A 25,839-nucleotide genomic window follows, 5' to 3' on the forward strand; every position below is an offset into this window, starting at 1 on the left:
TACCCTGGAGAGATGCCCGTGCTAGACATCGGATCGCTTCCGAAGGTGCTCCTCCACGATCACCTCGACGGCGGGCTGCGACCGTCCACCATCATCGAACTGGCCCATGAGATCGGACATGAGCTTCCAGCCGGCGAGCCCGCCGGCCTCGCCGCGTGGTTCGAGGAGGCCGCGAACTCGGGTTCCCTCGTTCGCTACCTCGAGACGTTCGAGCACACCATAGCCGTCATGCAGGCTCCCGCGGCGCTGTCTCGGGTGGCCCGAGAGGCGGTCGAGGACTTATCCGCCGACGGTGTCATCTACGCCGAACTCCGGTGGGCACCCGAGCAACACCAGCGGCGGGGCCTCAGCCTCGACGCCACGGTTGCCGCAGTTCAGGAGGGCATCGAGCACGGCGTCGCTGCTGCGGCACGACGCGGGCATACCATCCTCGTCAACCAGATCATCACCGCAATGCGCCACGCCGACAGGTGGCAGGAGATTGCTGAACTCGCCGTCGCGAACCGCGACGCCGGCGTCGCCGGGTTCGACATCGCAGGCGCCGAAGCTGGGTATCCGGCCGACCGTTTCCCCGAGGTCTGGCAGTATCTCGCGGACGAGTCGCTCCCTGTCACCATCCACGCCGGCGAGGCTGACGGCGTCACCTCCGTCGCCTCGGCGATACACCGCGGTCATGCGTTGCGGATCGGCCACGGGGTGCGAATCCGAGACGACATCTCAGTCGGCGACGGTGTGTCCACCTACGGCAGGACCGCCGCGTGGATCCGCGATTGGCGAATCCCGCTCGAAGTGTGCCCGTCATCCAACGTGCAGACGGGAGCCGCGCCGTCGATCTCGGCGCACCCCATCTCGTTGCTCCGGGATCACGACTTCGCCGTGACCATCAACACCGACAACCGGCTTATGTCAGCCACGTCCATGACGCGCGAGATGGAACTGCTCGTCCGCGAGGCGGGGTGGACCCCGGACGACCTGCTTGGCGCCACCCTTACGGCCGCGCGAAACGCGTTCATCCCGCACGACGCACGACGGCAACTCACCGAGACCATCCTCGCCGCATTCCGCCCACACATCGCCGACAACCGGAGGCACACCTCATGACGCTGACCCCGAGCCAACTCGCCCGCTATATCGATCACACGCTGCTCAAGCCCGAATCCACCCCTCGGGACGTCGCCGCGCTCGTCGCTGAAGCTGTCGAATTGGGGACGTACTCGGTGTGTATTTCGCCGTCGCAACTTCCGATCGAGGTTCCACCGCGGCTCAAGGTGGCTACCGTCTGCGGGTTTCCGTCCGGCGCTGTGCGCGCCGAGATCAAGGGCGCGGAGGCTGCGCTTGCGGTTCGCCAGGGTGCGGACGAGGTGGACATGGTGATCAACCTCGGTGCCGCCAAATCGGGGGATTGGGTACTCGTGGCGGGCGAGATCGGACGAGTTCGCCGTGACATCGACGAGGCTGCCGCTCAGCGCGGGGCCGTGGTCATCCTGAAGGTCATCATCGAATCCGCTGCGCTGTCGGACGATGAGATCGTCAAAGCCTGCGAAGCGACGCGGGATTCCGGTGCGAACTTCGTGAAGACTTCGACGGGATTCCACCCGGCGGGCGGGGCGAGCCTTCACGCCGTGGAACTCATGGCGAAGACGGTAGGAGATCAACTCGGCATCAAAGCATCCGGGGGAATCCGGACCTGGCATGACGCCGTAGCGATGATCGATGCCGGCGCCACCCGACTGGGCGTCTCCGCGACCCGGGCGATCCTCGCAGGGGGAACCCCGGGCGGTGAGGGCGGCGACGGCGGGTATTGATAGTCGGCCGAGGCGGTGTCAGTCGATGTCAGGCCGGCAGAACAACCGCGCCCAGGTCGCGCAGGCGCTCGGCGGCTCGCCGCCGGGCCTCGGCGATCTCCTCGGAAGTGGCGCCGCGGTCCAACGGCTCGATCACTTCCAGATACGCCTTCACCTTCGGTTCGGTGCCGCTCGGTCGAATCACCACGCGGGTACCGTCCGCCGCGAGCAGGCGCACACCCGGGGTGGGCGGCAGCCCGTCCACGCCCGCTCCGAGATCATCGACGAGCACGACGGGCGAACCGCCGAGTTCAGCCGGCGGAGCCGCCAGCACGCGACTAGTAGCCGCTACGAGGCTCGCCACATCGGCGTAGCGCCGGTTTACCTGACTGGTCAGATGCAACCCATGACGCCTGGCTAGATCATCCAGGGTGTCCATGACGCCTCGTCCCTCGCGCCTCAGCCGCGAGACGATGGTTGCGGCCCGCACGGCGGCGCTTATCCCGTCCTTGTCCCGGACGTGCCCGGGATCGACGCAGTAGCCGATGGCCTCCTCGTAGCCGAACACCAGGTCGTCCACGCGCGAGATCCACTTGAATCCTGTGAGTGTCGCCCGATATTCGAGTCCGTGATGCTCTGCGATCCGGCCGAGTAGCCGCGAGGACACGATCGAATTCGCGAGGAACTGCGTGCCCGGCGCGATACGCAGTCGGGCGGCGTGCTCGGCGGCGTCCTCGCCGAGCAGCGCACCGAGTTCGTCGCCGTGCAGCGCCCGCCAGCTACCTCCCCGATACGGGTCCCTGATTCCCACGGCGCACCGATCGGCATCGGGATCGACCGCGATGACGAGATCCGCCCGGGTGTGCGCGGCGAGTTCGAACGCGAGGTCCAGGGCGCCGGGCTCTTCCGGATTGGGGAACGCGACGGTCGGGAAATCGGGATCGGGCGCTGCCTGCTCCGGCACCAACGTCACGTCGTCGAAACCCGCTATGCGCAGGGCGTCGATGAGTAGCGGCCCGCCGACCCCGTGCATCGGCGTCGCGACGATTCGCAGGGCTCCGGCTGCGGTCCCGCGCGGGATGGCGTGCTCGTAGCGTGCGACGACTTCGTCGCCTAAGTAGTCCCAGCCATCCAGAGCGCGGGGCACCGCCCTCGCCGGCGGTGCCTGCGCGATCCGAGCGGCGATCGCCGTGTCGTAGGGCGGGACGATCTGCGCCCCTTGTCCCGCGTCGGTCACGATTCGCCCGCCGAGGTAGACCTTGTAGCCATTGTCGGCAGCCGGATTGTGGCTTGCCGTGACCATCACGCCAGCATCGGCATCCAGCGCGCGGACGGCGAACGCCAGCGTGGGCGTGGGTCGCGGGCCGTCGTACAGGGCGACGCGAATCCCGGCGGCCGTCAGGACTGCCGCCGTGTCGTGCGCAAAGGCCGACGACCGGTGCCTGGCGTCGAATCCCACGACGACGAAGGGGCGCGTCGCGGCCGGGTGCTCTTCCGAGGCTTGCAGAGCATCGTTGAGATATGCCGCGAGTCCCGCAGCCGCCCGGATGACGACCGCCCGATTCATGCGCGCGGGTCCGGCGGCCATCGCGCCACGCAGCCCGGCGGTGCCGAACTCCAGTGGCCCGGCGAATCTGTCGGCGAGTTCGTCAATCGCCGCCTGGGCATCCAACGTGCCGCCTCGCGCGTCGGTGAGGAGTTGGACGAGTTCTGCTACGTCCTGCGGGTCGACGTCCTGCTCGATCCAATCTTCCACTGCTGCGAACAGGGGCAGCTCGTCCGTTGTGCCCGCCATCGATCAACTCGCGATCCGGTGAACGATGCGCGTCAACAGTTCGCTGATTCGTGGCCCGGCCTCGCGCCCGGCGGCCATCACCTCATCGTGAGACAGGGGGGTGGCGCTGATTCCTGCCGCCAGGTTCGTGACGAGCGAGATGCCGAGCACTTCGATTCCGGCCTGCCGAGCAGCGATCGCCTCCAGCGCGGTTGACATCCCGACGAGGTCGGCGCCAAGTGTTCCCGCCATTCGCACCTCCGCCGGGGTCTCGTACTGCGGGCCGTGGAACTGGGCGTAGACGCCTTCGGGGAGACTCGGATCGACCGCGCGGGCCAGATTCCGCAGGCGCTTGCTGTAGACCTCGGTGAGGTCCACGAAGTTGGGTCCGCGCAGCGGCGTCGCTCCGGTGAGATTGAGATGGTCGCTGATGAGCACCGGCGTGCCGGGCGCCCAGTCCGGGTTCAGCCCGCCGCAGCCATTCGTCAGCACGAGCGCGCGAGCCCCGGCCGCCGCTGCGGTACGCACCCCGTGGGCGACGGCATCCGTTCCGCGTCCCTCGTACAGGTGGGTTCGCGCTCCCAGGACGAGCGCGTGCGCGGCCGATCCAGCAAGCCGGATCGAGCGGAGCGTACCGCTGTGTCCTGGAACGCCCGAAGCAGCGAACCCGGGAATCTCGGACGCATCGACGGTCGCGACGGTTTCGCCCAGCAACTCCGCGGCGCCGCCCCAGCCGGAGCCGAGTACCACGGCGATCTCGTGGCCGTCGACGCCCGTGGCCACGGCCAACCGCTCTGCGGCGACACGCGCCAGTACAAACGGATCGGTCGGCAGCACGTCAGTCATAGGACGAGCCTACTAGTGAAGCTGTCCCGTGGATCGGTGAAGCGAAGCGCGGTTCCCTACCCGATCACACCGTCGTGGCGACGAGGGCGACGTTGTGGCCGCCGAATCCGAACGAGTTGTTGATCGCGGCGAGATCGCCCGCAGGCAACTCGCGGGGAGTGTCGCGCACCAGGTCGAGCGTCAGCTCGGGGTCGGGATTCGCGACGTTGATTGTCGGGGGTGCCAGGCGGTTTTCGAGTGCGAGGACCGTGAAGATCGTCTCGATGGCGCCGGCTCCGCCCAGCAGGTGTCCGGTCATCGACTTAGTGGCAGAGAGCGTCACCTGATCCGCGACGTCGCCCAGCAGCGTGCGAATAGAGCGGGCCTCGATCAGGTCACCGACCTTCGTCGACGTGGCGTGGGCGTTGACGTGATGTACGTCGGATGCCGCAACGCCGGCGTCCTTGAGGGCCGACTCCATGGCCGTAATCTGGCCCCGCCCGTTCGGCTCTGGCGACGTGATGTGGTAGCCGTCGGAGGACAGACCGACGCCGGAGAGGCGGGCGTAGATGCGCGCGCCGCGAGCGCGAGCGTGCTCCTCCGATTCGAGGATCACGATTCCCGCCCCCTCGCCGATAACGAAGCCGTCGCGGTCGATGTCGTAGGGGCGCGATGCGCCGGCGGGGTCATCGTTGCGTAGTGACAGGGTGCGCGAGGCCGCGAACGCCGCAATGGGCAGCGGGTGGATAGTGGCCTCGGTCCCGCCGGCGATGACGATGTCGGCCCGGCCGGTGCGGATCATGTCGATGCCGTAGCCGATGGCCTCGGCGCCAGACGCGCAGGCGGAAACCAGCGCGTGCGCGCCAGCTTGCGCCTTGAACTCGAGTTCCACGTAGGCCGTGGCGGAGTTGGGCATGAGCATCGGGACGGTCATGGGCAGGACCCGGCGCGCCCCCCGTTCACGCAGTGTGTCCCAGCCGTTCAGCGTGGTCCAGATGCCACCGATGCCGCTCGAAACGACGGTGCCGATGCGCGTGGGGTCGAGTTCGGGAGAGCCCGCGTCGGCCCACGCCTCGCGCGCCGCGATCATCGCGTACTGAGCAGAAGGGTCCATGCGCTTGATCTCCGGCACCGGTAGTACCTCGGAGGGCTGGACCTTGATGGTGGCTGCGAAGTCGACGGGAATTCCGTACTTCTCGGCCCAGTCGTTGTCCATGGTCCGCGCACCGGCAGTTCCTGCGAGCGCCGCCTCCCAGGTCGATGGAACGTCGCCTCCGAGAGGGGTCGTCGCACCAAGACCGGTGACTACTACGTTCGGACGGGTCATTGCTGTCTCCTGATGGCTACCTGGTGCTCGCGCTGTGTGCCGGTGGTCCCATTGCCGCCGACGGCGAGGGGAGTCGCGCTAGGCGCGCGCGGTGTCGATCGTGATCGGGTGCGGGGCGGACGAGGTCCCGTTCGCCCCGCACCCGGAAGGATGCGTCAGTCCTGCGCGTTCGTGATGAACGAAACGGCATCGCCAACCGTGGTGAGGTTCTTGACCTCGTCGTCGGGGATGGTGACGCTGAACTTGTCCTCGGCCTGAGCAACGATCGTCATCATCGACAGTGAGTCGATGTCGAGGTCGTCCGTGAAGGACTTCTCCGAAGCGACATCGGCAGCGTCGATGCCGGTCTCTTCAACGATGATCTCGGTCAGGCCGGCCAGAACTTCAGACTCGGAAAGTGCCATGGTGACTCCTTAGGGCAGGTGTTGTTGGGTTGGATGATGCGATGGCAATTACGGAAGAACGATTACTTGCGCGCCATACGCGAGGCCGGCCCCGAACCCGATCTGCAGGGCGAGGTCGCCGGAGCGAACCTGACCCTCCCGGTAGAGGCGTTCGGTGGCCAATGGGATCGACGCGGCCGAGGTGTTACCCGTGTCCGCGATATCCCGTCCGATGGCGATGCCATCCGGAAGATTGAGTTGCTTCGCCATCTGGTCGATGATCCGCATGTTCGCCTGGTGGGGGATGAACGCCTGCAGATCCGCCGACTGGATCCCTGCGGCGTCGATCGCCTCCTGGGCCACCTTGGACATCTGGAAACTGGCCCACTTGAACACGGCCGGGCCCTCCTGGCGGAGCGTCGGCCAACTTCCCGACTCGATGGCGCGGTGCCAGTCCTCGGTTTGGTAGATGAGGTCCGCTCGTCCACCGTCGGCGCCCCAGACGGTGGGGCCGATACCAGGGAAGTCGGACGGACCCACCACGGCCGCGCCCGCGCCGTCGCCGAGCAGGAAGGAGATCGAACGATCCGTCGGGTCGATGAAGTCGGACATCTTTTCGGCGCCGATCACCAGCACGTACTTGGCGGCGCCAGAGCGGATGAGCGCATCCGCCTGGGCGATGCCATAGGTGTAGCCCGCGCACGCCGCGGAGATGTCGTAAGCCGCTGCGGGCGTTGCTCCGATTCGGTCCGCGATCTGCGTCGCGGCGGCGGGCGTCTGCCGGAAGTACGTGACCGTCGACACGATCACGGTGTCGAGTTGGCCCGCATCGATTCCTGCGTGTTCGAGGGCGAGGCGCGCGGCCTGCTCGGAGAGATCGATGACGCTCACGGAGGAGTCCGCGCGGCGGCGGGTGATGATGCCCGTGCGCTGCTGAATCCACTCGTCCGACGAATCGATCGGTTCGATGATGTCCGCGTTCGGAACCACGTTCTCGCCGCGGACTCCGCCGATCCCGAGTACTCGCGAGTGCGCGGTCGTCGCGGCCTGCTTGATGGTGGTCACTTGAGTCAGATCTCCGTCATTCGTTGGTTGCGTGATCGCTGATGAGCGCGCGGGCTGCGGTCAGATCCTCCGGCGACTTCAGCGCCACGGCAGGAACGCCCTTGAGCGAGCGCCGGGCAAGACCCGTCAGCACTCCGCCGGGTAAGAGTTCCACGAGTGCCGTGACGCCGCGCTGCTGGATTGTTTCCTGGCACAGGTCCCAGCGTACTGGGGAGGCGACCTGATTGACGAGACGGGCAAGCACTTCACTGCCCGATGTGGCCGCATCGAGCACGGCCCCGTCTGCGTTCGAGAGGAGGGGAATGGTCGGGGACTGCGCGGTCCAGGTCGCGCTCGCGGCGCGGAATTCGTCCCGGGCACCTGCCATGAAGCGCGAGTGGAACGCCCCGGCGACCGCAAGGGGAATCACGCGGCTGCGTGCGGGTGCTCGCTCGGCCAGAGCAGCGAGTTCCGGCAGCCCGCCGGCCGCCACGATCTGGCCACCGCCATTCATGTTTGCGGGCGTCAAGCCGAGGTCGTTGATCACGGCAAGAACCTCGTCCTCATCGCCGCCCACGACGGCGCTCATGCCCGATGGTTCGGCCGCGGCGGCGCGAGCCATCGCCTGGGATCGCAGGGCCACGAGGGAAACAGCGGATGGCCCCGAGAAGACCCCCGCCACTGCTGCCGCGGCGAATTCTCCGACCGAATGGCCGCCGGTCACGCCTATGGATTTCGTGTCGACATCGAGTGCGGCCAGCGCGATCAGCGACGACGCGACGATAAGCGGCTGGGCGACCGCCGTATCGCGAATCGTGTCGGCATCCGATTCGGTGCCGTGCAGCCGCAGATCGATTTTCGATGCGTCGCTCAGTTCCGCGACGAGTTGCTCGATTCCGGGAATCTCGAGCCACGGCGAGAGCATGCCTGGGGTCTGGGAGCCCTGTCCAGGGCATAGGAGAGCTAGCACTTATCTACCTTGCATGATCGGTGGGGGTTTTCCCCGGTTACGACGCGCACAACAGTCATCGCCCAGTTTGTCGCTTTCCTACAATCGCCTGGCGAGCGGCAGCCAGCGATCCCACTGCGAGTGCGATCTGCAGCACAAATGACTCGCGCGCCTCCAGCGGATCCCAGCCCGACACCTCCGAGACCTTCTTGAGGCGGTACCGGACGGTGTTCGGGTGGACGTACAGGTCCCGCGCCGCAGCCTCCAGCGATCTGCCCGTCCCCAGGTAGGCGCGAAGCGTTTCGAGCACGGTCCCGCCCGCCGATTGGAGGGGTCGGTACACGTTCTCGATGAGGGTGGATGTGGCCGTGTCGTCGCCGATGAGCACGCGTTCGGGAAGGAGGTCGTCCGCGAAGACGGGTCGTGGTGCGTGCGACCACGCGGCCACCGCCTCCATGCCCCGGATCGCGGCGACTGCGGATCGGGACGAGTCCGCGAGGCCGCTCGCGGTCGGGCCGATGACGACGGGACCGGGAGCGAGCCTGGCGAGGAGGGCGTGCACGGCTCCCGCCAAGTCGCCCTCTCCGCCCAGCACGATGACCGCACGGGATCCCTGAATCGAGACGAGTGCGTCGCGTGCGCTGCGCCGGGCGATCCGTCGCAGGTCGGCCGTGCGATGCTCGTCGAGGCTGTCGTCGATGGACGCGACGACTACGATCACCTCGCCTTGACCGCTCCAACCCAGCGCCGCGGCTCGCGACTGAACCGACTCGTTCGTGTCGCCGCGAACGATCGCGTCGACGATAAGCGCCTCGAGTCGCGCGTCCCAGGCACCGCGGGCCTCCGCGGTGCGGGCGTAGACCTCTGCGGCGGAGAAGGCAACCTCGCGTGAGAAGCGGAGCACGGCCTCGCGCAGATCCCGCTCGGTTCCGGGCTCGGCGATCTGTTCCGCCTGGGCCTCGACGACCTCGACGATCGAGCGGACGATGTGCACCGTGTGCTGCAGTGAGATGGACCGGGTGAGTTCCGGCGGCGCCGAGGCGAACATTTCGCCGACGCCGCTGGGAGGTCGAGTGGGGTCCTCGTACCAGGTGATGAATGCGCTGATGCCAGATTGGGCTACGACCCCCACGAAGGACCGATCCTCGGTCGACAGCGTCCGGTACCACGGAACGTCCGATTCCAGTTTCCGCAGAGTACTGCTGGTAAGAACGCCGATGGCGTCCCGCACTCGCTGGAGGTTCGCGGGAGTGCCGGCGGCAGTCGCCACCTGCTCGCGTTCGCTTCGCATACGTGGAGCATACGGTGCGTTTGTGGATTTTGTACAAATCTTCGGTGTGGTGACCGCCGTGTAGTAAGCGGCTTCCCCGCGTATCCGGTGAAGGATAGCCGGTCGCACCAACGCTTGTTTGTGCAGATGATGCAAGCGGACCAGTGGCATGGGGGCGTGGCCGTCCGGCCACGCCCCCATGCCAATCCTGAGTGGATTACGCCTGCGTCCCCGCCTACGCGTCGCCGCCGGAGTTACCTGAGTTGCCGGCGAGTACGTTGTGCAGTTCGTACCTCTCGATTGCCTGGCGTTGCGCGTCCGGGCTGATCTCGCCTCGGCGGGCGAGTTCCTGGAGAACCTTGACGACCACGGAGGGGCCGTCGATCTTGAAGTGCCTGCGCGCCGCCGGACGGGTGTCGGAGAAGCCGAAGCCATCGGCACCGAGCACGGAGTAGTCACCGGGAATCCAGCTACGAATCTGGTCCGGGACCAGGTGATCGAAGTCGGAGGTAGCCACGAACGGTCCCTGCGCATCACGCAGTTTCGCCGTCAGGTACGCTTCGCGCTGCGGGCCATCCGGGTTCTCGAATGCCGCCGCGTCGGCCGCGAGGCCATCGCGGCGTAGCTCGTTCCAGCTCGTCACCGACCATACGTCTGCCTGCACGCCCCAGTCGTTGCGTAGCAGTTCGGCCGCCTCCAGTGCCCACGGCACTCCGACACCGGACGAGAGAAGTTGGGCGCGCGGTCCCTCGCCCTGCGCCGAGTGGACCTTATGGATCCCCTTGAGGATGCCCTCGACATCGACGTTCTCCGGCTCGACTGGCTGGATCATCGGCTCGTTGTAGACGGTGAGGTAGTACACGACGTTCGGGTCGCGCGGATCGTTCTCGCCGTACATGCGCTGAATACCATCGCGGACGATGTGTCGGATCTCGTACGAATACGCCGGATCGTACTGTACGACGGCGCTGTTCGTTCCTGCGATCAGCGGCGAGTGTCCGTCGGCGTGCTGCAGGCCCTCGCCCGTCAGCGTCGTACGGCCGGCGGTAGCGCCGATCAGGAAGCCGCGCGCCATTTGATCGCCGGCGGCCCAGAACTGGTCCGCCGTGCGCTGGAATCCGAACATCGAGTAGAAGATGTAGAACGGGATGAGCGGTTCGCCATGCGTGGCGTAGGAGGTCGCCACGGCCTGGAAGACGGCGGCGGAACCGGCCTCGTTGATGCCGGTGTGCATGATCTGCCCGGATTCGGACTCCTTGTAGCTCAGCATGAGCTCGCGGTCGACCGGCATGTAGTTCTGGCCCAGCGTGTTGAAGATCTTGGCGCTGGGGAAGATCGAATCGAGCCCGAACGTGCGCGCCTCGTCCGGAATGATCGGCACGATACGGTTGCCGATCTCCTTGTCCTTGATCAGATCCTTGAACAGCCGCACCAGCCCCATGGTTGTCGCGACTTCCTGCTGGCCCGATCCCTTCGCGAGGATCTCGTAGCGCTTCTCGTCCGGCAGGCTGATCTGGGTGTAGCGACTCCGGCGCTCGGGCACGAACCCGCCGAGCTCGCGCCGTCGATCGAGCATGTACTCGATCTCCGGCGTCCCCGGGCCCGGGTTGAAGTAGGGGGCGTTGTAGGGATCATCGCCGATCTGCTCATCCGTCAGCGGAATGTGCAGCGAATCGCGCAGTAGCTTCAGATCGTCGGTCTTCAGCTTCTTCATCTGGTGGGTCGCGTTACGGCCCGCGAAGCTGGGGCCGAGCGAATATCCCTTGATGGTCTTCGCGAGGATGACCGTCGGCTGTCCCGTGTGCTCGCTCGCGGCCTTGTAGGCGGCGTAGATCTTCCGATAGTCGTGGCCACCGCGCTTCAGCGCCCAGATCTCGTCATCGGTCATATTCGCGACGAGCTGCTTGGTGCGCGGGTCCCGTCCGAAGAAGTGCTCTCGGATGAAGGCGCCGTTCTCGGCTCGGTAGGTCTGGTAGTCGCCGTCCGGCGTGACGTTCATGAGGTTCACGAGCGCGCGGTCCTTGTCGGCGTTGAGCAGGACATCCCACTCCCGGCCCCACACGACCTTGATGACGTTCCAGCCCGCGCCGCGGAACTGAGCCTCGAGTTCCTGGATGATCTTTCCGTTGCCGCGGACCGGGCCGTCGAGGCGCTGCAGGTTGCAGTTCACGACGAAGGTCAGGTTATCGAGGCCCTGCTGCGCGGCGTGCTGGAGCGCGCCGCGCGATTCGGGTTCGTCCATCTCGCCGTCGCCGAGGAAGGCCCAGACCCGGCTCTGCGAGGTGTCCTTGATGCCGCGGTTGTGCAGGTACTTGTTCGTCCAGGCCTGGTAGATGGCCGAGGCCGGGCCGAGGCCCATCGACACGGTGGGGAACTCCCAGAAGTCCGGCATCAGGCGCGGGTGCGGGTAGCTCGGCAGGCCGCCGCCGGGGTGAGACAGCTCCTGGCGGAAGCCGTCGAGCTGATGCTCGCTGAGACGGCCTTCGAGCAGACCTCGGGCGTACTGGCCGGGCGCCGAATGGCCCTGGAAGTACACCTGGTCGCCGCCGCCCGCGTGGTCCTTGCCGCGGAAGAAGTGGTTGAGTCCCACCTCGTAGAGCGTCGCAACCGACGCGTAGGACGAGATGTGACCGCCCACGCCCACCCCTGGACGCTGGGCGCGGGTCACCATGACGGCGGCATTCCAGCGGATCCAGCCGCGGTAGCGGCGCTCCACCGCCTCGTCGCCGGGGAAGTAAGGCTCGTCGTGGACGCCGATCGTGTTGACGTACGGCGTGTTCACCGAGGTCGGAATGGCGACGTTGCGCTCACGCGCCCGGCGGAGCAGGCTCAGCAGGATGTAGCGGGCGCGAGGACCGCCCTTGTCAGCGATCAGCCCGTCGAGCGACTCGAGCCACTCGCCGGTCTCGGAAGGGTCGAAATCAGGTACCTGGCTCAGCAGTCCATTGATGAGCGGTCCAGTCTCCTCGTACGAAACCACGTGTCAACCTCGATGTTTCTCTCGGTCCGCGCGGGCGCGGACAACGTGCGGTAGTGCGGCCAGGGCCAGCGGTACTCAAAACGGCGTCTCGCGCACGACGCGTAACAGCGTCTTCGTCGACTGATCCTCGGGCGACAGGCCGATGGCCACCCTCGGGTGGCGTACGGTGAGCGAGACGGCTCATGGACCATTGTCACGCGATCTTGCCCCAAAAGTCACATGCGGGGGCGCCGTGGCGACGTGAAATGGGCGACATTGGCCTCGGCGCGCCGCGCGCATCGCGGCGGTCCAACAAGCGGATACTTGTCACACAGCCGTTCGAAAGCGATAACATGCCAGTGGCGCAGTGCGTATTAGCGTTGTAGGAGACATTGGTCACAACCGGGCTTAGCCCGATTCACATCGGAAGGAACGACGCAGTCGTGGCACCGAGTACCGACTCGATAGACATTGCACCCCTGGGACTTGAGCCCGGTCAGATTGTTCAGGAGTTCGGCTGGGACGAGGACGTCGATGACGACCTTCGCCTCGCCATCGAAGCGCTCATCGGATCCGAACTCGTCGACGAGGATTACGGAGCCGTCACCGATGCCGTCATCGCCTGGTTCCGCGATGAGGACGAGGATCTCACCGACCTGCTGGTCGACGTCCAGACCGTGCTGAAGAGCGGCGGGCTGGTGTGGTTGCTGACCCCCAAGACGGGCCGCGCCGGGCACGTAGCGCAGGGCGACATCGTGGAGGCGGCCACGACGGCCGGGCTACATGCCACCAAGACGCTCGCCATCGCCCCCGAATGGAGCGCGGCGAAGCTCGTTTCCCGCGGCGCCACTCACTAGCCGAGGCTACGTCTCGCACGCCGCCGGGGGCACAGCTCCGCTTTTGGCGGCCGCGCGTAGACCTCCTGGGAAGTCGGCATCTTCCGCGTAGACCGCGAAAGACCCCGGGGCAAGTCGGCATCTTCCGGCGCGGGCGTCGTTGCCCATTGACGACTCCGGCGACCTAGCGGCGTCGTAGCAGCGTCAGTACCTCGGCGTGCTCGGTGTGCGGGAACATATCGAACAGCTCGGCGGATTCGACGCGGAAGCCCGGCATGGCCGCCAGGTCATGTGCCAGCGAAGTCGGATTGCAACTGGAGTACAGCACGGCCGGTATGGACGAGGCCTCGAGCGTCCGGCTCAGGTCGCCGCCGAGCCCGCGGCGCGGAGGATTCACCACGGCGAGATCCGGCCAGCGGCCGGCGCCGCCGTTCTCGATCGCGAACGCGGTGGCATCACCGCTCAGGAAGGTCAATCCCGTGCCCGCGACGTCTCCCAGTTCGGCGGCCGAGAGCCTCGCGCACTCGATCGCCTCTGGACTGAGTTCGACTCCGGTCACGTCCCGGTCCTCGCCAGCCAGGTGGAGGGCGAAGCCGCCCACTCCGCAGTACAGGTCCCACACAGAGCGAGGTGCGATCTCGGCAACGATGCCCCTCGCCCGCTCGTACAGGTCCTCGCACACGCCGGTATTGGTCTGGAAGAAGCTCCTGGGCTGAAGATAGAGGGTTGCGCCGCGCAGTCGCATGGGTAGTTTCGACTCCGAGGTGAGCACGACTTCGCGCTCACCCTCCAATGCCGCGCGGTGATCCGGCAGCACGTTGAGCGTGGCTACGCGCACGTTGGGCAGTTCCGTGAGAAGCGTTGGCAGGTGCTTGACGATCCGCGTGTGTGCCTCGGTCGAGCGCATCACGAACCGGACCATGAGCTCATCGTCGGGGGAGACCGTCACCAGGATGTGCTTCAACTCGCCTCGCCGCTCGGCGACATCGTACGGCGCCAGCCGCGCCAGCGACACGAATCTGGACAGTGTACGCAGGGCGACGTGTATCGCCTCGGGGTAGAGCGGGCAGCGCGTGAGGTCGGTCCCATGCCAGGATTCGTCCAGAATACCCAAGGTCGGCGAGTCCATCGTGCCGCCCGCCACCATCTTCGCCTTGTTGCGGAACCGCGCATCTGGACCTGTCGTGACAGCGACGGAGGCCTCGTCCACTCCGAGCGCAGCGGCAACGCGGCGCCGCTTGCGCGCGATCTGGTCGGGATACGCGACATCGATCAGGGTGCACGAGGCACATTCGCCCCGGCGGTGATAGTCGCATTCCACACCGCTCAGTGTACGAATCTCCCCGTAGAATAGTGCGGGTGGCTCTCACTATCGGCGTCTTGGCACTGCAGGGCGACTTCCGCGAACACCTGGCGACTCTCGACGCGTGCGGGGTGAGGACAAGGGCCGTCAAATCCGCCGCCCAGCTGTCACAGTGTGACGCGCTCGTGCTGCCGGGCGGCGAATCGACCACGATCGACAAACTCGCCCGAGCATTCGACCTTCGTGATCCCATCGTCAGCGCGATCGCGGGCGGCATGCCCGTCTACGGGTCGTGCGCCGGCATGATCCTGCTCGCGGACGAGGTTGCCGACGGCACGGCCGACCAGCAGACCTTCGGCGGGATCGACATGACCGTGCGGCGCAACGCGTTCGGCCGCCAGGTCGATTCGTTCGAGGAGGACCTGACCATCGCGGGCGTTGCCGGACCACCGCTGCGGGCGGTGTTCATCCGCGCTCCAGCCGTTGAGCGGGTGGGATCCGGCGTGGAGGTGCTCGCCACGACGAGCGCGGAACAATCGCCCGATAGAATCGTGGCGGTGCGTAGCGGTAATCTCCTGGCGACGTCCTTTCACCCGGAGGTCACTGGGGACCACCGCATCCACGAACTTTTCATCCGTATCGCCACCAAGGAGCAATAAGCGCATGTCCGGTCACTCCAAATGGGCAACGACCAAGCACAAGAAGGCGGCAATCGACGCCAAGCGCGGCAAACTCTTCGCCAAGCTGATCAAGAACATTGAAGTCGCGGCGCGCACCGGTGGCGGGGACCCGGCGGGAAATCCGACGCTGTTCGATGCCATTCAGAAGGCCAAGAAGAGCTCGGTCCCGAACGACAACATCGATCGTGCGGTCAAGCGCGGCTCCGGCGAGGGTGCCGACGCCGTGGACTACCAGACGATCATGTACGAGGGCTACGGCAACAACGGCATCGCCGTCCTCGTTGAGTGCCTCACCGACAACAAGAACCGCGCCGCCGCGGAGGTCCGAACCGCGTTCTCCCGCAACGGCGGCTCCCTCGCCGATCCGGGCTCCGTTTCCTACCTTTTCGGGCGCAAGGGCAGCGTCGTGGTCCCGAAGACGGGCGGCGTCACGGAGGACGACGTGATGCTCGCGGCGCTCGACGCCGGCGCGGAGGAGGTCACGGACGAGGGTGACGTCATCGAGGTCCTCTGCGAGGCGAGCGACCTGATCGCCGTGCGCACGGCGATCCAGGAAGCCGGTATCGAATACGACTCGGCGGACTCGATCTGGCATCCATCCATGGAGGTGGAGGTCGACGTCGAGGGTGCGCGCAAGATCCTTCGCCTCATCGACGCACTGGAGGACAGCGATGACGTGCAGAACGTCTTCGCGAACTTCGACGCCTCCGATGAGGTCCTCGCGGAGCTCGACGCGGAATAGGGGACTGCGGCCGCCACTCGTATCTCGATGGCGGCCCACCCTCCTACTTCCGGCGCGGACTATGCGAGTACTAGGGGTGGATCCCGGCCTCACACGCTGCGGGATCGCCGTGGTCGAGGACAGGCCGGGCCGCCGAGCCGAACTGATTGCGGCGGGCGTGGTGCGCACCCATCCGGATCAGGCGCTCGACGAGCGCCTGGCGGCTATCGCCGATGGCTTGGACGAGTGGTTCGACGCGCACATACCCGACGTGCTCGCCGTCGAGCGGGTGTTCGCACAGCACAACGTCTCGACAGTCATCCCGACCGCCCAGGTGGCAGGGCTCGCCATGGTCGCGGCCCGGCGCCGGAAGGTGCCCGTCGCGCAGCACACGCCATCGGAGGTGAAGGCCGCGGTGACCGGTTCCGGACGAGCCGGCAAGGAGCAGGTACAGTTCATGGTCGCCCGCATCCTGGGGCTTGCGGAGGCGCCGAAGCCGGCCGACGCGGCCGATGCCGCCGCGCTGGCGGTGTGTCACCTCTGGCGTCCCGCCGGACTACTGGAGGGCGCCGATCGACTGCCGCACACCGCGGCGCAGCGGGCGTGGGCGGCGGCTGAGCAGGCGGCGCGGCGGAAACGGTAGGCCGATCGGCCTTTGCTATTCTGGCTCCAATCGCACAAGTGTTCGTACGGGTCGAGGGGAAGTTCCAGTGTTTGCATCGTTGACGGGCCGGGTGGCGGCGCTTCGCCTCGACAGCGCGGTCATCGACGTGGGCGGCGTCGGCTACCTCGTCTATGCGACCCCCGCGACCATCTCGGCCTGGCGAGTCGGGGAGACCGCCACCGCCGCCACCAGTGTGGTGGTGCGCGAGGATTCGATCACGATCTACGGCTTCGCCGACGACGACGAGCGCGAGGTGTTCGAGGGCGTGCAGACGGTATCGGGGGTCGGCCCGCGCCTGGCACTCGCAATGCTCGCCGTCCACACTCCCGATGGCATCCGCGAAGCGATCGAGACGGAGAACCTGGCGGCCCTGCAACGGGTGCCTGGGATCGGCCGGAAGGGCGCCCAGCGCCTCGTGCTGGAACTTGCCGGCAAACTTGGGGCTACGGGGTCGGCGGGTTCGACCACCGCGCGGCAGGCCGGGGCGGCGCTACCCACCGCCGTCTCCGACGCCGTTGAGGACGCGCTCGTGGGGCTCGGCTGGAATGCAAAGCAGGCGACCACCGCAGTTGCGGCCGTTGTCAGTGAGGGTGACCAGCGCGACGTGTCAACCATCCTGCGCGACGCACTGCAATACTTGGGCGGATCGCGTGGCTGACCGCGAGGGCGAGGAACAGGCCGCGGACGATCTGGTCGGCTTCGACCGCGTCGTATCGTCCTCGGCCGACGAACTGGAACGCGCCGCAGAGGCCGCCTTGCGGCCCCGCCGGCTCCACGAGTTCGTCGGACAGCCGGTGGTGCGGGACCAACTCTCGCTCGTGCTGCGTGCCGCGATGAGCAGGGGGAGCGCGCCCGACCACGTGCTGCTCTCGGGCCCGCCCGGCCTCGGCAAGACGACGCTGGCGATGATCATCGCGGCAGAACTGGGCACGTCGCTACGCGTCACGTCGGGGCCCGCCATCCAGCACGCCGGCGACCTCGCGGCAGTCCTGTCCTCCCTGACGGAGGGGGAGGTCCTCTTCATCGACGAGATCCACCGGCTGGCCCGACCCGCGGAGGAACTGCTCTACGTCGCCATGGAGGACTTTCGCGTCGACATCATCGTCGGCAAGGGCGCGGGGGCGAGTGCCATACCACTCAGCCTGCCGCGCTTCACCGCGGTGGGCGCTACCACGCGGGCCGGGCTACTGCCCGCGCCGCTGCGCGACCGCTTCGGTTTCACCGGTCACCTGGAGTTCTACGACGACGCCGACCTTGAGAAAGTGCTGGTGCGTTCGGCGAAGCTGTTGGGCATCGAACTCGAGGGCGCCGCCGCGGGCGAGATCGCGTCGCGCTCCCGTGGGACCCCGCGCATCGCCAACCGGCTATTGCGTCGCGTGCGAGACTGGGCCGAGGTGCTGGGCACGGGCCACCTCGATCTCGCAGCGGCCCGTAGCGCCCTGGGGGTCTACGAGGTGGACGAGCGGGGCCTCGACCGACTGGATCGGGCAGTGCTCACCGCGCTCTGCACTCGTTTCGGGGGAGGTCCCGTGGGCCTGAGCACCCTCGCCGTTTCCGTGGGGGAGGAACCCGAGACCGTGGAGACAGTGGCCGAGCCCTTCCTCGTCCGGGAAGGACTCATGGCTCGCTCACCGCGAGGCCGCGTGGCGACGTCGCAAACGTGGGCGCACCTCGGGCTGACGCCGCCCGCCGCGGGCGGTACGCTTTTCGACGTCGACAGTTAGCGAGACGCCGGTTTCGCTGGACGCTCGATAGCGTCTAGACTGCTCAATTGTTCTGTGCAACTACCTGGGAGCCGTTCACACCTATGTTCAAGGATCCGATATTCGTCGTCCTGGTCATCGTCTTCATTGGCATGATCTGGATGACCACTCGTCAGCGCAAGACGCAACGCGAGGCACAGAGCTTTATTGAAACGCTGACGCCCGGTACTCGCGTCATGACCATGGCCGGTTACGTCGGGTACGTCGTCGAGACGGACGAGCAGTACGTGACGCTCGAGTCCGTCCCGGGCAGCGGCGCCCACACCCTCTGGATGAAGGCTGCGATACGCAAGCCCATCGTCCCGGTCGGCGGCGAGGAGGCGGCCGGACTCGACAGCGATGTGGAGATCCCGGACGACGTCGCCAAGCTGATCGGCGAGGACTCGTCGGACATCGACAAACTCACGCGACCGGACACCGAGCCGGACGACAACGGCGAAAAGAAGTAATCGAGCACTAGCTCGGATGCGGCAGGACGTTGGAGTTCAGTGGTACTGAGTCCTGCTAACAGACAATTCATAGAGAAGAGAAACTCCGTTGGCAACCACCAACCACGCCAAGCACTACCCAGTGCGGAAACTGGTGACCCTACTCGTACTGGCAGTGGCAATCGGCGCCACGCTGATCACGGGGCACCTCGTCAAGGACCAGAACCTCAGTCCCGGCCTGGCTATTGACCTCGCGGGCGGACGGCAGTTCATCCTGACGCCGAAGTCCACCACGGGGCAGGCAGTCACGGAGTCTGATCTCGATCAGGCGATCGCGATCATCCGTCAGCGTATCGACGCGTCGGGCGTCGCCGAGGCCGAAATCACCAAGCAGGGTGGCACGAACATCGTCGTCGCACTCCCCGGAGATCCGGGCGAGGACACGAAGGAACTCGTGACCAAGTCGGCGCTCATGCGATTCCGTCCCGTGCTACTCATCGGCGACCCGAGCCCCGTTGACCCGAGCACCGCCCAGGAAGAGGCGGGGACCGATGGCGCCACTGGCGATGCAACCGTCGGCGGTGATGCCGCGACCGATGGTGGAGCAGCGACCGATGGAGGAGCCGCTACCGAAGGCGATGGCGCAACTACTGAAGACGATGGTGCCGGGACGAGTGACGAAGGTGCCACCGCCCCGGATGAGGGCACCGCGGACGGCGCACTCTCGAAGGATTCCTCGGCAACGTTCCAGCCCGCCGCCTACCCGCTCGCGGCTGGCGACGATGCCGCGACCCAGGGGGAGGCCGATGGGACCGCTACGGACGATGGCGTGGTGACCACCGATGCCCCCGCCACGGACGACGCCCCCGCGACGGACGATGCCCCCGCCGCGGAGGATGCCCCCGCCGCGGACGATGGCGTTGTGCCCACGGATGGCACCACGACGGACGACGGCACGTCTGGCGACGCCGCGACCGATGACGGTGCGAGCACGGTGCCCGCTGACGACGACCCCATCTGGCAGACCTTCGCCGCACTCGACTGCACGCAGGCGTCGTCGCGGCAGGGGACCAACGAGGACGACGCGACGGCCGTGTTCGCGACGTGTGACCCCGACGGCACCGCCAAGTACCTTCTCGGCCCAGTGGAGATCGAGGGAACGGACATCGCCAACGCGTCGTCCAGCCTCGAGGTGACCCAGAGCGGCCAGACGCTGAACACGTGGCAGGTGAACATGGAGTTCACCAAGGCGGGCGGCGAGAAGTTCGCTGCGGTCACCAAGCGGATCTCGGCACTGGATGCTCCTCGCAATCAGTTCGCGATGGTGCTCGACGGCCTCGTGATCTCGGCTCCATCGGTGGGTCCGGAGTTCTCCGGTGCGGGCATCACGGGCGGCGCGGCCACGATTACGGGTTCCTCGACGGACCCGTTCACGCGCGAATCCGCGACCACTCTTGCGAATCAGCTCAAGTTCGGTGCGCTGCCGCTGACGTTCGACATCCAGTCGGACGAGCAGATCTCCGCGACGCTCGGTTCGGAGCAGCTCGAGAAGGGTCTCATCGCCGGTCTGATCGGTATGATCTTGGTCCTCGTCTACGCGTTGTTCCAATACCGCGTGCTCGGTCTGGTGGTCGTAGCCTCCCTCGGTGTGGCTGGCATCCTCGCCTACCTGTTCGTCACGCTCCTGTCCTGGCCAGCCGTGCTCGGCCTGCGACTATCACTGCCGGCGATCGCCGGCCTCATCGTCGCCATAGGTATCACTGCTGACTCGTTCGTGGTGTACTTCGAGCGCATCAAGGACGAATTGCGTGATGGCCGTCCGCTGGGCGCTGCGCTCGACACCGGGTGGTCGCGTGCGAAGCGCACCATCCTGGCGTCCGACGCAGTCAACCTGGCCGCCGCCATCGTGCTCTACCAGCTCGCGGTCGGCGGGGTTAAGGGCTTCGCGTTCATGCTCGGTCTGACCACCGTCATCGACGTGATCCTCATCTTCTGGTTCACGCACCCCCTGATGGTGATCATGTCCAAGTGGAAGTTCTTCGCCGAAGGCCACCCCTGGTCGGGCCTCGACCCGCGGAAGTTCGGTGCCGGCGCCATCCAGTATCGGGGCCGAGGTAAGTTCGCCAGGACTGGATCTGCCACCGAGGAAGACGAAGCGGCGGAAGCCTCGTCGTCCACCACCCCCGGCGCGCGCGGCACCATTTCGGGCACGGGCGCAACCATGACGATCGCCGAGCGGCGCGCCCTGGCCGCCAAGAAGAAGTCCGCCGCTGGCGGGAACAGTAGTGACGACTCCGACGCCGACGGCGAGAGCGAGTCCGAGGACGGAGCGCAACTATGAGCAAGCTGCGGAACTTTTCCACCTGGTCCAACGACCTGTATACGGGCGCCCGTTCGTACGACATCATTGGCAAGCGCCGCCGCTACTACGTGGCATCGATCGCTGCCGTGCTGCTGTGCGTGCTGGTCGTCATCCTGCGAGGCGGGTTCAACCTCGGTATCGACTTCAAGGGTGGCGTCGAATTTACCGTGTCCGGCGCGTCCAGCACGTCGCAGGAAATCGGGATTGATGCGGTCCAGAGCATTATTCCCGAGGAAGTTCCCCGCGTCGCCAACGTCGGGTCATCCGCGGTGCGCATCCAGACGAGTTCCATCGACGAGGACACCCAGGACAAGGTTCAGCAGGCGCTGGCCGATGCCTACGGCGTCAACCTCTCGGAGGTATCCAAGTCCTCGATCGGCCCGAGCTGGGGAAGCGACGTCTCCGGCAAGGCACTGCAGGGAATGATCGGCTTTATCATCCTGGTGTCGCTGGTCATGGTTATCTACTTCCGGAGCTGGCAGCTCGCCACCTCGGCGGTGATCTCCTTGCTGCACGACCTCGCAATTACGGCGGGCGTCTACGCGGCTGTCGGTTGGGAGATCACCCCGGCCACCGTGATCGGCTTCCTGACGATTGCCGCCTACTCGGTTTACGACAAGGTCGTGGTGTTCGACAAGATCCGCGAGAACACCTCGGAGATCCTGGAGCAATCGCGAACCACCTACGCCGAACAGTCGAACCTTGCGGTCAATCAGACCCTCGTGCGGTCGATCAACACGTCGATCCTCGGCCTGCTGCCCGTGAGTTCGATCCTGTTCATCGGTGCGTTCATCCTCGGTGCGGGCACGCTGCGCGACCTCGCGCTGGCTCTGTTCGTCGGTATGGCGGTCGGGGCGTACTCCTCGATCTTCCTAGCACCTCCGCTCGACGCCACGCTGCGTGGCCTGTCCGCGAAGTACAAGGCGCACGAACGGTCAGTGTTCGCATTGCGCGAGCGTGTTGCCACCTCGGATGCGGTCACCGTTGATGACCTGCTGCTGGCCGGCGGCGCTGACGTGCACCTCGTGCCGGGGCGCCACCTCGGTACCGGCTCCCAGCCGCGTAAGCGCCGTAAGAAGTAATTCCTGATGACACCTGACGCGGTGGATCGGATCAGGGCCCTGGTTCGGGATGTCCCGAATTTTCCCGAGCCAGGGGTCATGTTCCGGGATCTCACGGGAGTATTCGCCAGCGCCCAAGGCTTGCGGGACACCGCGGATGCGATCATCGCGACCGCTCCCGAGGGGATCGAACTCATCGCCGGCCTGGACGCGCGGGGCTTCATCGTGGGCGCGACCGTCGCCGCGCGACTGGGCATCGGTTTCGTACCCGTGCGCAAGGCGGGCAAGCTTCCGCCGCCTACGACCGCCATCTCGTTCGACCTGGAGTACGGCAGGGCCACCTTCGAGCTACGCGATACGACGGTGAATGCCGGTCAGCGGGTGCTGGTGGTGGACGACCTGCTGGCAACGGGCGGTAGCGCCCGGGCAGCGGGCGCGTTGCTGCGCAGGTCCGGCGCTCACCTGCTGGGATACAGCTTCCTCGTAGAGTTGATCGGGCTGGCTGGGCGCGAGTCGCTCGAGGCGGATCCGGAGGCTGGCGGGGTTCCGGTGCACAGCGTCCTCACCCTCCCAGCGTAAACTTGCCTCCACACCCCTGAGCGGGTGTACGGCCGTCGATGGTGTGTGGGGAGGGATCATGAGCCAGGACGATAAGCTGCCTCGCGAGGATGAGGTGAGTGACGCCGAGTCTGGAAGCCAGACGAGCGGAATTCGCCAGCGGCTCGTGCGATTCGGTGCGCGTACGGGATCTGCTCCGGAGATTGAACCACTCTTGCGGGCGCTGCACGAGCAGCACCCCAAGGAAGACACCACGCTCGTGGAGCGGGCCTACGTCACAGCGGAAAAGGCCCACCGCGGGCAGGTCCGCCGCAGCGGCGATCCGTACATCACCCACCCCGTGGCCGTTGCCACCATCCTCGCTGAACTCGGGATGACGGCCACCACACTGGCGGCGGCCCTGCTGCACGATACGGTCGAGGACACCGACTACACGCTCAAGAAGCTGCGAGCGGAGTATGGCGAAGAGATCGCCATGATGGTCGATGGCGTAACAAAACTCGACAAGGTCACTTATGGTGCGGCGGCGCAAGCGGAGACGGTCCGCAAGATGGTCGTCGCGATGGCGCGCGACATTCGCGTCCTGGTCATCAAACTCGCCGACCGGTTGCATAACGCACGCACGTGGAAGTTCGTGCCCGCCGCCTCCGCGGAGGCGAAGGCGCAGGAGACCCTGCAGATCTACGCACCACTTGCCCACCGCCTCGGCATGAATACCGTGAAGTGGGAACTCGAGGATCTCTCGTTCGCCACCCTGTATCCGAAGATCTATGCCGAGATCGTGCACCTGATCGCCGAGCGCGCGCCGGCGCGCGAGGAGTATCTGACGGTGATTCGTCAGCAGATCCTCGATGCATTGAAGGGCGCCAAGATCCGGGCCACGGTGACTGGCCGGCCGAAGCACTATTACTCGGTCTATCAGAAGATGATCGTGCGCGGTCACGAGTTCAGCGAGATCTACGATCTGGTGGGCACCCGGGTGCTAGTCGACAGCGTGCGTGACTGCTTCGCAGTCTTGGGCATCCTGCACGAGCGGTGGAAGCCGGTCCCCGGCAGGTTCAAGGACTACATCGCCATGCCCAAGTTCAACATGTATCAGTCGCTGCATACGACCGTGATCGGGCCCGGCGGCAAACCCGTGGAGATCCAGATCCGCACTCACGAGATGCACCGCCGAGCCGAGTACGGCGTGGCGGCGCACTGGAAGTACAAGGCGAGCGGCCGCGGCGAGAACGCCGGTGGCGGTGGCGGCGACATGACGTGGCTGCGACAACTCGTCGATTGGCAGAAGGAAACCGCCGACCCAACCGAGTTCCTGGAGTCGCTCCGGTTCGAGATCTCGGGGTCCGAGGTGTACGTGTTCACTCCTCGCGGCGAGGTGATGGCGCTACCGCAGGGTGCTACGCCGGTCGACTTCGCGTACGCGGTGCACACGGAGGTGGGGCATCGGACGATGGGTGCGCGGGTCAACGGCAAGCTCGTGCCGCTCGACTCGACGCTGGAGAACGGCGATACCGTCGACATCCTGACATCCAAGGCGCAGAATGCCGGGCCGAGCCGCGACTGGCTGGCATTCGTCAACAGCCCGCGCGCGCGCAACAAGATCCGCCAGTGGTTCTCTAAGGAACGCCGAGAAGAGGCGATCGAACAGGGCAAGGACGCGATCGCCAAGGCCATGCGGAAGCAGAACCTGCCGATGCAGCGCCTGCTGACGCAGGAATCTCTCATCGCCCTCGCGGACGAACTGCGCTACGGGGATGTCTCCTCGCTCTACGCGGCAGTGGGCGATGGCCTGATCTCCGCCGCCAACGTCGTGCACCGGCTCGTTCAATCCATCGGCGGTGAGACGAGCGCGGAGGAGGACGTCGCGGAGGTCACTCGCCCTGGAAACAAGGCGCGCCGAGGGCGCACGGGTGACCCCGGCGTCATAGTCAAGGGCGTTGACGACGTATGGGTGAAACTGGCGCGATGTTGCACGCCAGTTCCCGGCGACGAAATCGTCGGCTTCATTACGCGGGGGCAGGGGGTGTCCGTTCACCGAAGCGACTGCGCCAACGTGGCTGGCCTGCGCAATCAGCCAGAGCGCATGGTCGAGGTGTCCTGGTCGGACGCTGGCGGTTCGGTGTTCCTCGTGCAGATCCAGGTTGAGGCTCTCGATCGGCCGCGCTTGCTCTCGGACGTCACGAGGGTGCTGTCCGATCACCACGTGGACATCCTGTCCGCCACTGTCACCACAACGTCCGATCGGGTGGCGATCTCCCGGTTCGTGTTCGAGATGGCCGAGCCGGGCCACCTTAAGACTGTGCTCGCCGCGGTACGCAAGATCGAGGGCGTCTTCGACGTCTATCGCATCACCGGATCGCGGGCGGCCGACCACGCCCCGCACATGCTGGCGCAGCCCTGACCGGGACCATTTATCAGCCGTTCCAATACCTGAATGCCTCCAGGGTCGCGATCCCCTGGAGCCGCCCCCGCCATCGCTGCATGGACTCCAGGCGCTGAGCGACTGCATTGAGGTCCACCCCGTCGTTCTGGAATGCCGACAGCGCGGCGAAGATGGCGCTACCGCGAACCACGCACAGCAGGTCGAGCACGGTCCGCTCCGGCGAGGTCACGAGGAGAGGCTTGCCGAGTGACGATTTGACCTGCTGCAGGTCTCCCGCGCGAAAGCGCGTCTGACGCAGCGAACAGTCCATGGTAGAGCGGACGATTGGCCGCGTTCTGGCCGCCGGGTACAGGCAGGTGACCGGTCCTCGATGAATTTCGCGCCAGTGCTTGATGCTTGCATCTTTGGGAATGAGCCCCGCGAGCTTCGATCCGATGTCCGCATACCTGATCCACGCGGCACTCGTATCTCCGATGACGGCTCCCGGCGGGCAATGCTCCGAGAGGGCGTGCGCGCGCAGTCCCGGCGTCGCGGCGGAATCGGCAACGCGAGCGACCACGTTGGTCAAGGGCACGAGATGGCGACGCCGGATCAGGTCGTCCCAGGCGTGGCGGTCCAGGAGCCGAGAGCGATGAACGAGCGCCGCTCGCGGATCGACGTCGCGCTCGTGGTGAACGCGCCGGAGGTGCCGAGACCGCGGAGAGCTCTGATCGAGAGGCACGGGGAGAGGCCCGGAGTGCGGCGCGGAGAGAGGCTCTAGGA

The 25,839-nt window shown here is 66.4% G+C and carries 23 protein-coding genes; 13 read left to right on the forward strand and 10 right to left on the reverse strand.

From position 1 onward, the window contains the following. The first annotated feature begins 12 nt into the window (after positions 1 to 12). Positions 13 to 1,101 (forward strand): adenosine deaminase, encoded by a 1,089-nt coding sequence (locus FB461_RS03410; protein ID WP_142118974.1) that lies wholly within the window; start codon positions 13 to 15, stop codon positions 1,099 to 1,101. After that, positions 1,098 to 1,805, forward strand: coding sequence for a deoxyribose-phosphate aldolase (deoC, locus tag FB461_RS03415; protein ID WP_142118976.1), 708 nt, complete (start codon positions 1,098 to 1,100; stop codon positions 1,803 to 1,805). The genes FB461_RS03410 and deoC overlap by 4 nt, the downstream gene beginning before the upstream one ends. Before the next feature lie 28 nt (positions 1,806 to 1,833). On the opposite strand, the gene FB461_RS03420 is transcribed toward deoC, so the two are convergent. From FB461_RS03420 to aceE, 8 genes are all read right to left on the reverse strand, one after another. After that, positions 1,834 to 3,579 carry a phospho-sugar mutase gene (locus FB461_RS03420; RefSeq protein WP_142118978.1) on the reverse strand — a complete coding sequence of 582 codons (1,746 nt, stop codon included), beginning with the start codon at positions 3,577 to 3,579 and terminating at the stop codon, positions 1,834 to 1,836. 3 nt (positions 3,580 to 3,582) lie between these two features. Next, positions 3,583 to 4,404 (reverse strand): purine-nucleoside phosphorylase, encoded by an 822-nt coding sequence (locus FB461_RS03425; protein WP_142118980.1) that lies wholly within the window; start codon positions 4,402 to 4,404, stop codon positions 3,583 to 3,585. A gap of 64 nt (positions 4,405 to 4,468) precedes the next feature. Further along, a complete protein-coding gene (locus FB461_RS03430) occupies positions 4,469 to 5,710 on the reverse strand; it encodes a beta-ketoacyl-[acyl-carrier-protein] synthase family protein (RefSeq protein WP_142118982.1) in 1,242 nt (413 codons plus the stop codon). 155 nt (positions 5,711 to 5,865) lie between these two features. Next, the gene (locus FB461_RS03435; RefSeq protein WP_142118984.1) at positions 5,866 to 6,114 is read right to left on the reverse strand and encodes an acyl carrier protein; all 249 of its coding nucleotides are present in this window, start codon (positions 6,112 to 6,114) and stop codon (positions 5,866 to 5,868) included. Positions 6,115 to 6,162: 48 nt separating this feature from the next. Further along, on the reverse strand, positions 6,163 to 7,158 hold the full coding sequence (locus FB461_RS03440; protein ID WP_425466877.1) for a beta-ketoacyl-ACP synthase III: 996 nt from the start codon (positions 7,156 to 7,158) through the stop codon (positions 6,163 to 6,165). Positions 7,159 to 7,174: 16 nt separating this feature from the next. After that, positions 7,175 to 8,107: an ACP S-malonyltransferase gene (locus FB461_RS03445; protein ID WP_142118988.1), complete on the reverse strand. Its 933-nt coding sequence runs from the start codon at positions 8,105 to 8,107 to the stop codon at positions 7,175 to 7,177. A gap of 55 nt (positions 8,108 to 8,162) precedes the next feature. Beyond that, positions 8,163 to 9,377 carry a PucR family transcriptional regulator gene (locus tag FB461_RS03450; RefSeq protein ID WP_142118990.1) on the reverse strand — a complete coding sequence of 405 codons (1,215 nt, stop codon included), beginning with the start codon at positions 9,375 to 9,377 and terminating at the stop codon, positions 8,163 to 8,165. Positions 9,378 to 9,591: 214 nt separating this feature from the next. After that, a complete protein-coding gene (gene aceE, locus FB461_RS03455; RefSeq protein ID WP_142118992.1) occupies positions 9,592 to 12,336 on the reverse strand; it encodes a pyruvate dehydrogenase (acetyl-transferring), homodimeric type in 2,745 nt (914 codons plus the stop codon). A 422-nt stretch (positions 12,337 to 12,758) separates the two neighbouring features. Between aceE and FB461_RS03460 the strand changes: the two genes are divergently transcribed. Further along, positions 12,759 to 13,172, forward strand: a complete 414-nt coding sequence (locus tag FB461_RS03460) for a DUF3052 domain-containing protein (protein ID WP_142118994.1) — start codon at positions 12,759 to 12,761, stop codon at positions 13,170 to 13,172. A 163-nt stretch (positions 13,173 to 13,335) separates the two neighbouring features. On the opposite strand, the gene FB461_RS03465 is transcribed toward FB461_RS03460, so the two are convergent. Continuing rightward, a complete protein-coding gene (locus FB461_RS03465) occupies positions 13,336 to 14,472 on the reverse strand; it encodes a methyltransferase domain-containing protein (RefSeq protein WP_142118996.1) in 1,137 nt (378 codons plus the stop codon). A 38-nt stretch (positions 14,473 to 14,510) separates the two neighbouring features. Here FB461_RS03465 and pdxT point away from each other — a divergent pair, with 38 nt between their 5' ends. From pdxT to FB461_RS03515, 10 genes are all read left to right on the forward strand, one after another. Next, positions 14,511 to 15,113, forward strand: a complete 603-nt coding sequence (gene pdxT / locus FB461_RS03470; protein ID WP_142118998.1) for a pyridoxal 5'-phosphate synthase glutaminase subunit PdxT — start codon at positions 14,511 to 14,513, stop codon at positions 15,111 to 15,113. 4 nt (positions 15,114 to 15,117) lie between these two features. Further along, the gene (locus tag FB461_RS03475) at positions 15,118 to 15,876 is read left to right on the forward strand and encodes a YebC/PmpR family DNA-binding transcriptional regulator (RefSeq protein ID WP_142119000.1); all 759 of its coding nucleotides are present in this window, start codon (positions 15,118 to 15,120) and stop codon (positions 15,874 to 15,876) included. Positions 15,877 to 15,937: 61 nt separating this feature from the next. Beyond that, positions 15,938 to 16,498: a crossover junction endodeoxyribonuclease RuvC gene (gene ruvC, locus FB461_RS03480; protein ID WP_142119002.1), complete on the forward strand. Its 561-nt coding sequence runs from the start codon at positions 15,938 to 15,940 to the stop codon at positions 16,496 to 16,498. 67 nt (positions 16,499 to 16,565) lie between these two features. Further along, positions 16,566 to 17,177: a Holliday junction branch migration protein RuvA gene (gene ruvA / locus FB461_RS03485; protein WP_142119004.1), complete on the forward strand. Its 612-nt coding sequence runs from the start codon at positions 16,566 to 16,568 to the stop codon at positions 17,175 to 17,177. Continuing rightward, complete coding sequence (gene ruvB, locus FB461_RS03490) at positions 17,170 to 18,243, forward strand: Holliday junction branch migration DNA helicase RuvB (RefSeq protein ID WP_246045992.1); 1,074 nt, start codon at positions 17,170 to 17,172, stop codon at positions 18,241 to 18,243. Before ruvA ends, ruvB begins: the two co-directional genes overlap by 8 nt. Positions 18,244 to 18,290: 47 nt before the next feature. Continuing rightward, entirely contained in the window at positions 18,291 to 18,731 is a 441-nt protein-coding gene (locus FB461_RS03495) for a preprotein translocase subunit YajC (RefSeq protein ID WP_142119008.1), read from the forward strand. 88 nt (positions 18,732 to 18,819) lie between these two features. Next, positions 18,820 to 21,051 (forward strand): protein translocase subunit SecD, encoded by a 2,232-nt coding sequence (gene secD, locus FB461_RS03500; protein ID WP_142119010.1) that lies wholly within the window; start codon positions 18,820 to 18,822, stop codon positions 21,049 to 21,051. After that, entirely contained in the window at positions 21,048 to 22,154 is a 1,107-nt protein-coding gene (gene secF / locus FB461_RS03505) for a protein translocase subunit SecF (RefSeq protein ID WP_142119012.1), read from the forward strand. The genes secD and secF overlap by 4 nt, the downstream gene beginning before the upstream one ends. A gap of 6 nt (positions 22,155 to 22,160) precedes the next feature. Then, complete coding sequence (locus tag FB461_RS03510; protein WP_142119015.1) at positions 22,161 to 22,712, forward strand: adenine phosphoribosyltransferase; 552 nt, start codon at positions 22,161 to 22,163, stop codon at positions 22,710 to 22,712. 58 nt (positions 22,713 to 22,770) lie between these two features. Continuing rightward, positions 22,771 to 25,095, forward strand: a complete 2,325-nt coding sequence (locus FB461_RS03515; RefSeq protein WP_142119017.1) for a RelA/SpoT family protein — start codon at positions 22,771 to 22,773, stop codon at positions 25,093 to 25,095. Between the two features lie 13 nt (positions 25,096 to 25,108). Here FB461_RS03515 and FB461_RS03520 read toward each other — a convergent pair whose 3' ends face one another. After that, the gene (locus FB461_RS03520) at positions 25,109 to 25,798 is read right to left on the reverse strand and encodes a hypothetical protein (protein ID WP_142119020.1); all 690 of its coding nucleotides are present in this window, start codon (positions 25,796 to 25,798) and stop codon (positions 25,109 to 25,111) included. Between the last annotated feature and the right edge of the window lie 41 nt (positions 25,799 to 25,839).

The organism is Rarobacter faecitabidus, assembly GCF_006716265.1.
GTDB classification, from domain to species: Bacteria; Actinomycetota; Actinomycetes; order Actinomycetales; family Cellulomonadaceae; genus Rarobacter; species Rarobacter faecitabidus.

Bases quoted from the DNA above. Each gene is read 5' to 3' on its own strand.
- FB461_RS03410 (WP_142118974.1), top strand. From the start codon at position 13: ATGCCCGTGCTAGACATCGGATCGCTTCCGAAGGTGCTCCTCCACGAT.
- deoC (WP_142118976.1), top strand. From the start codon at position 1,098: ATGACGCTGACCCCGAGCCAACTCGCCCGCTATATCGATCACACGCTG.
- FB461_RS03420 (WP_142118978.1), bottom strand. From the start codon at position 3,579: ATGGCGGGCACAACGGACGAGCTGCCCCTGTTCGCAGCAGTGGAAGAT.
- FB461_RS03425 (WP_142118980.1), bottom strand. From the start codon at position 4,404: ATGACTGACGTGCTGCCGACCGATCCGTTTGTACTGGCGCGTGTCGCC.
- FB461_RS03430 (WP_142118982.1), bottom strand. From the start codon at position 5,710: ATGACCCGTCCGAACGTAGTAGTCACCGGTCTTGGTGCGACGACCCCT.
- FB461_RS03435 (WP_142118984.1), bottom strand. From the start codon at position 6,114: ATGGCACTTTCCGAGTCTGAAGTTCTGGCCGGCCTGACCGAGATCATC.
- FB461_RS03450 (WP_142118990.1), bottom strand. From the start codon at position 9,377: ATGCGAAGCGAACGCGAGCAGGTGGCGACTGCCGCCGGCACTCCCGCG.
- FB461_RS03475 (WP_142119000.1), top strand. From the start codon at position 15,118: ATGTCCGGTCACTCCAAATGGGCAACGACCAAGCACAAGAAGGCGGCA.
- ruvC (WP_142119002.1), top strand. From the start codon at position 15,938: ATGCGAGTACTAGGGGTGGATCCCGGCCTCACACGCTGCGGGATCGCC.
- secF (WP_142119012.1), top strand. From the start codon at position 21,048: ATGAGCAAGCTGCGGAACTTTTCCACCTGGTCCAACGACCTGTATACG.
- FB461_RS03510 (WP_142119015.1), top strand. From the start codon at position 22,161: ATGACACCTGACGCGGTGGATCGGATCAGGGCCCTGGTTCGGGATGTC.
- FB461_RS03515 (WP_142119017.1), top strand. From the start codon at position 22,771: ATGAGCCAGGACGATAAGCTGCCTCGCGAGGATGAGGTGAGTGACGCC.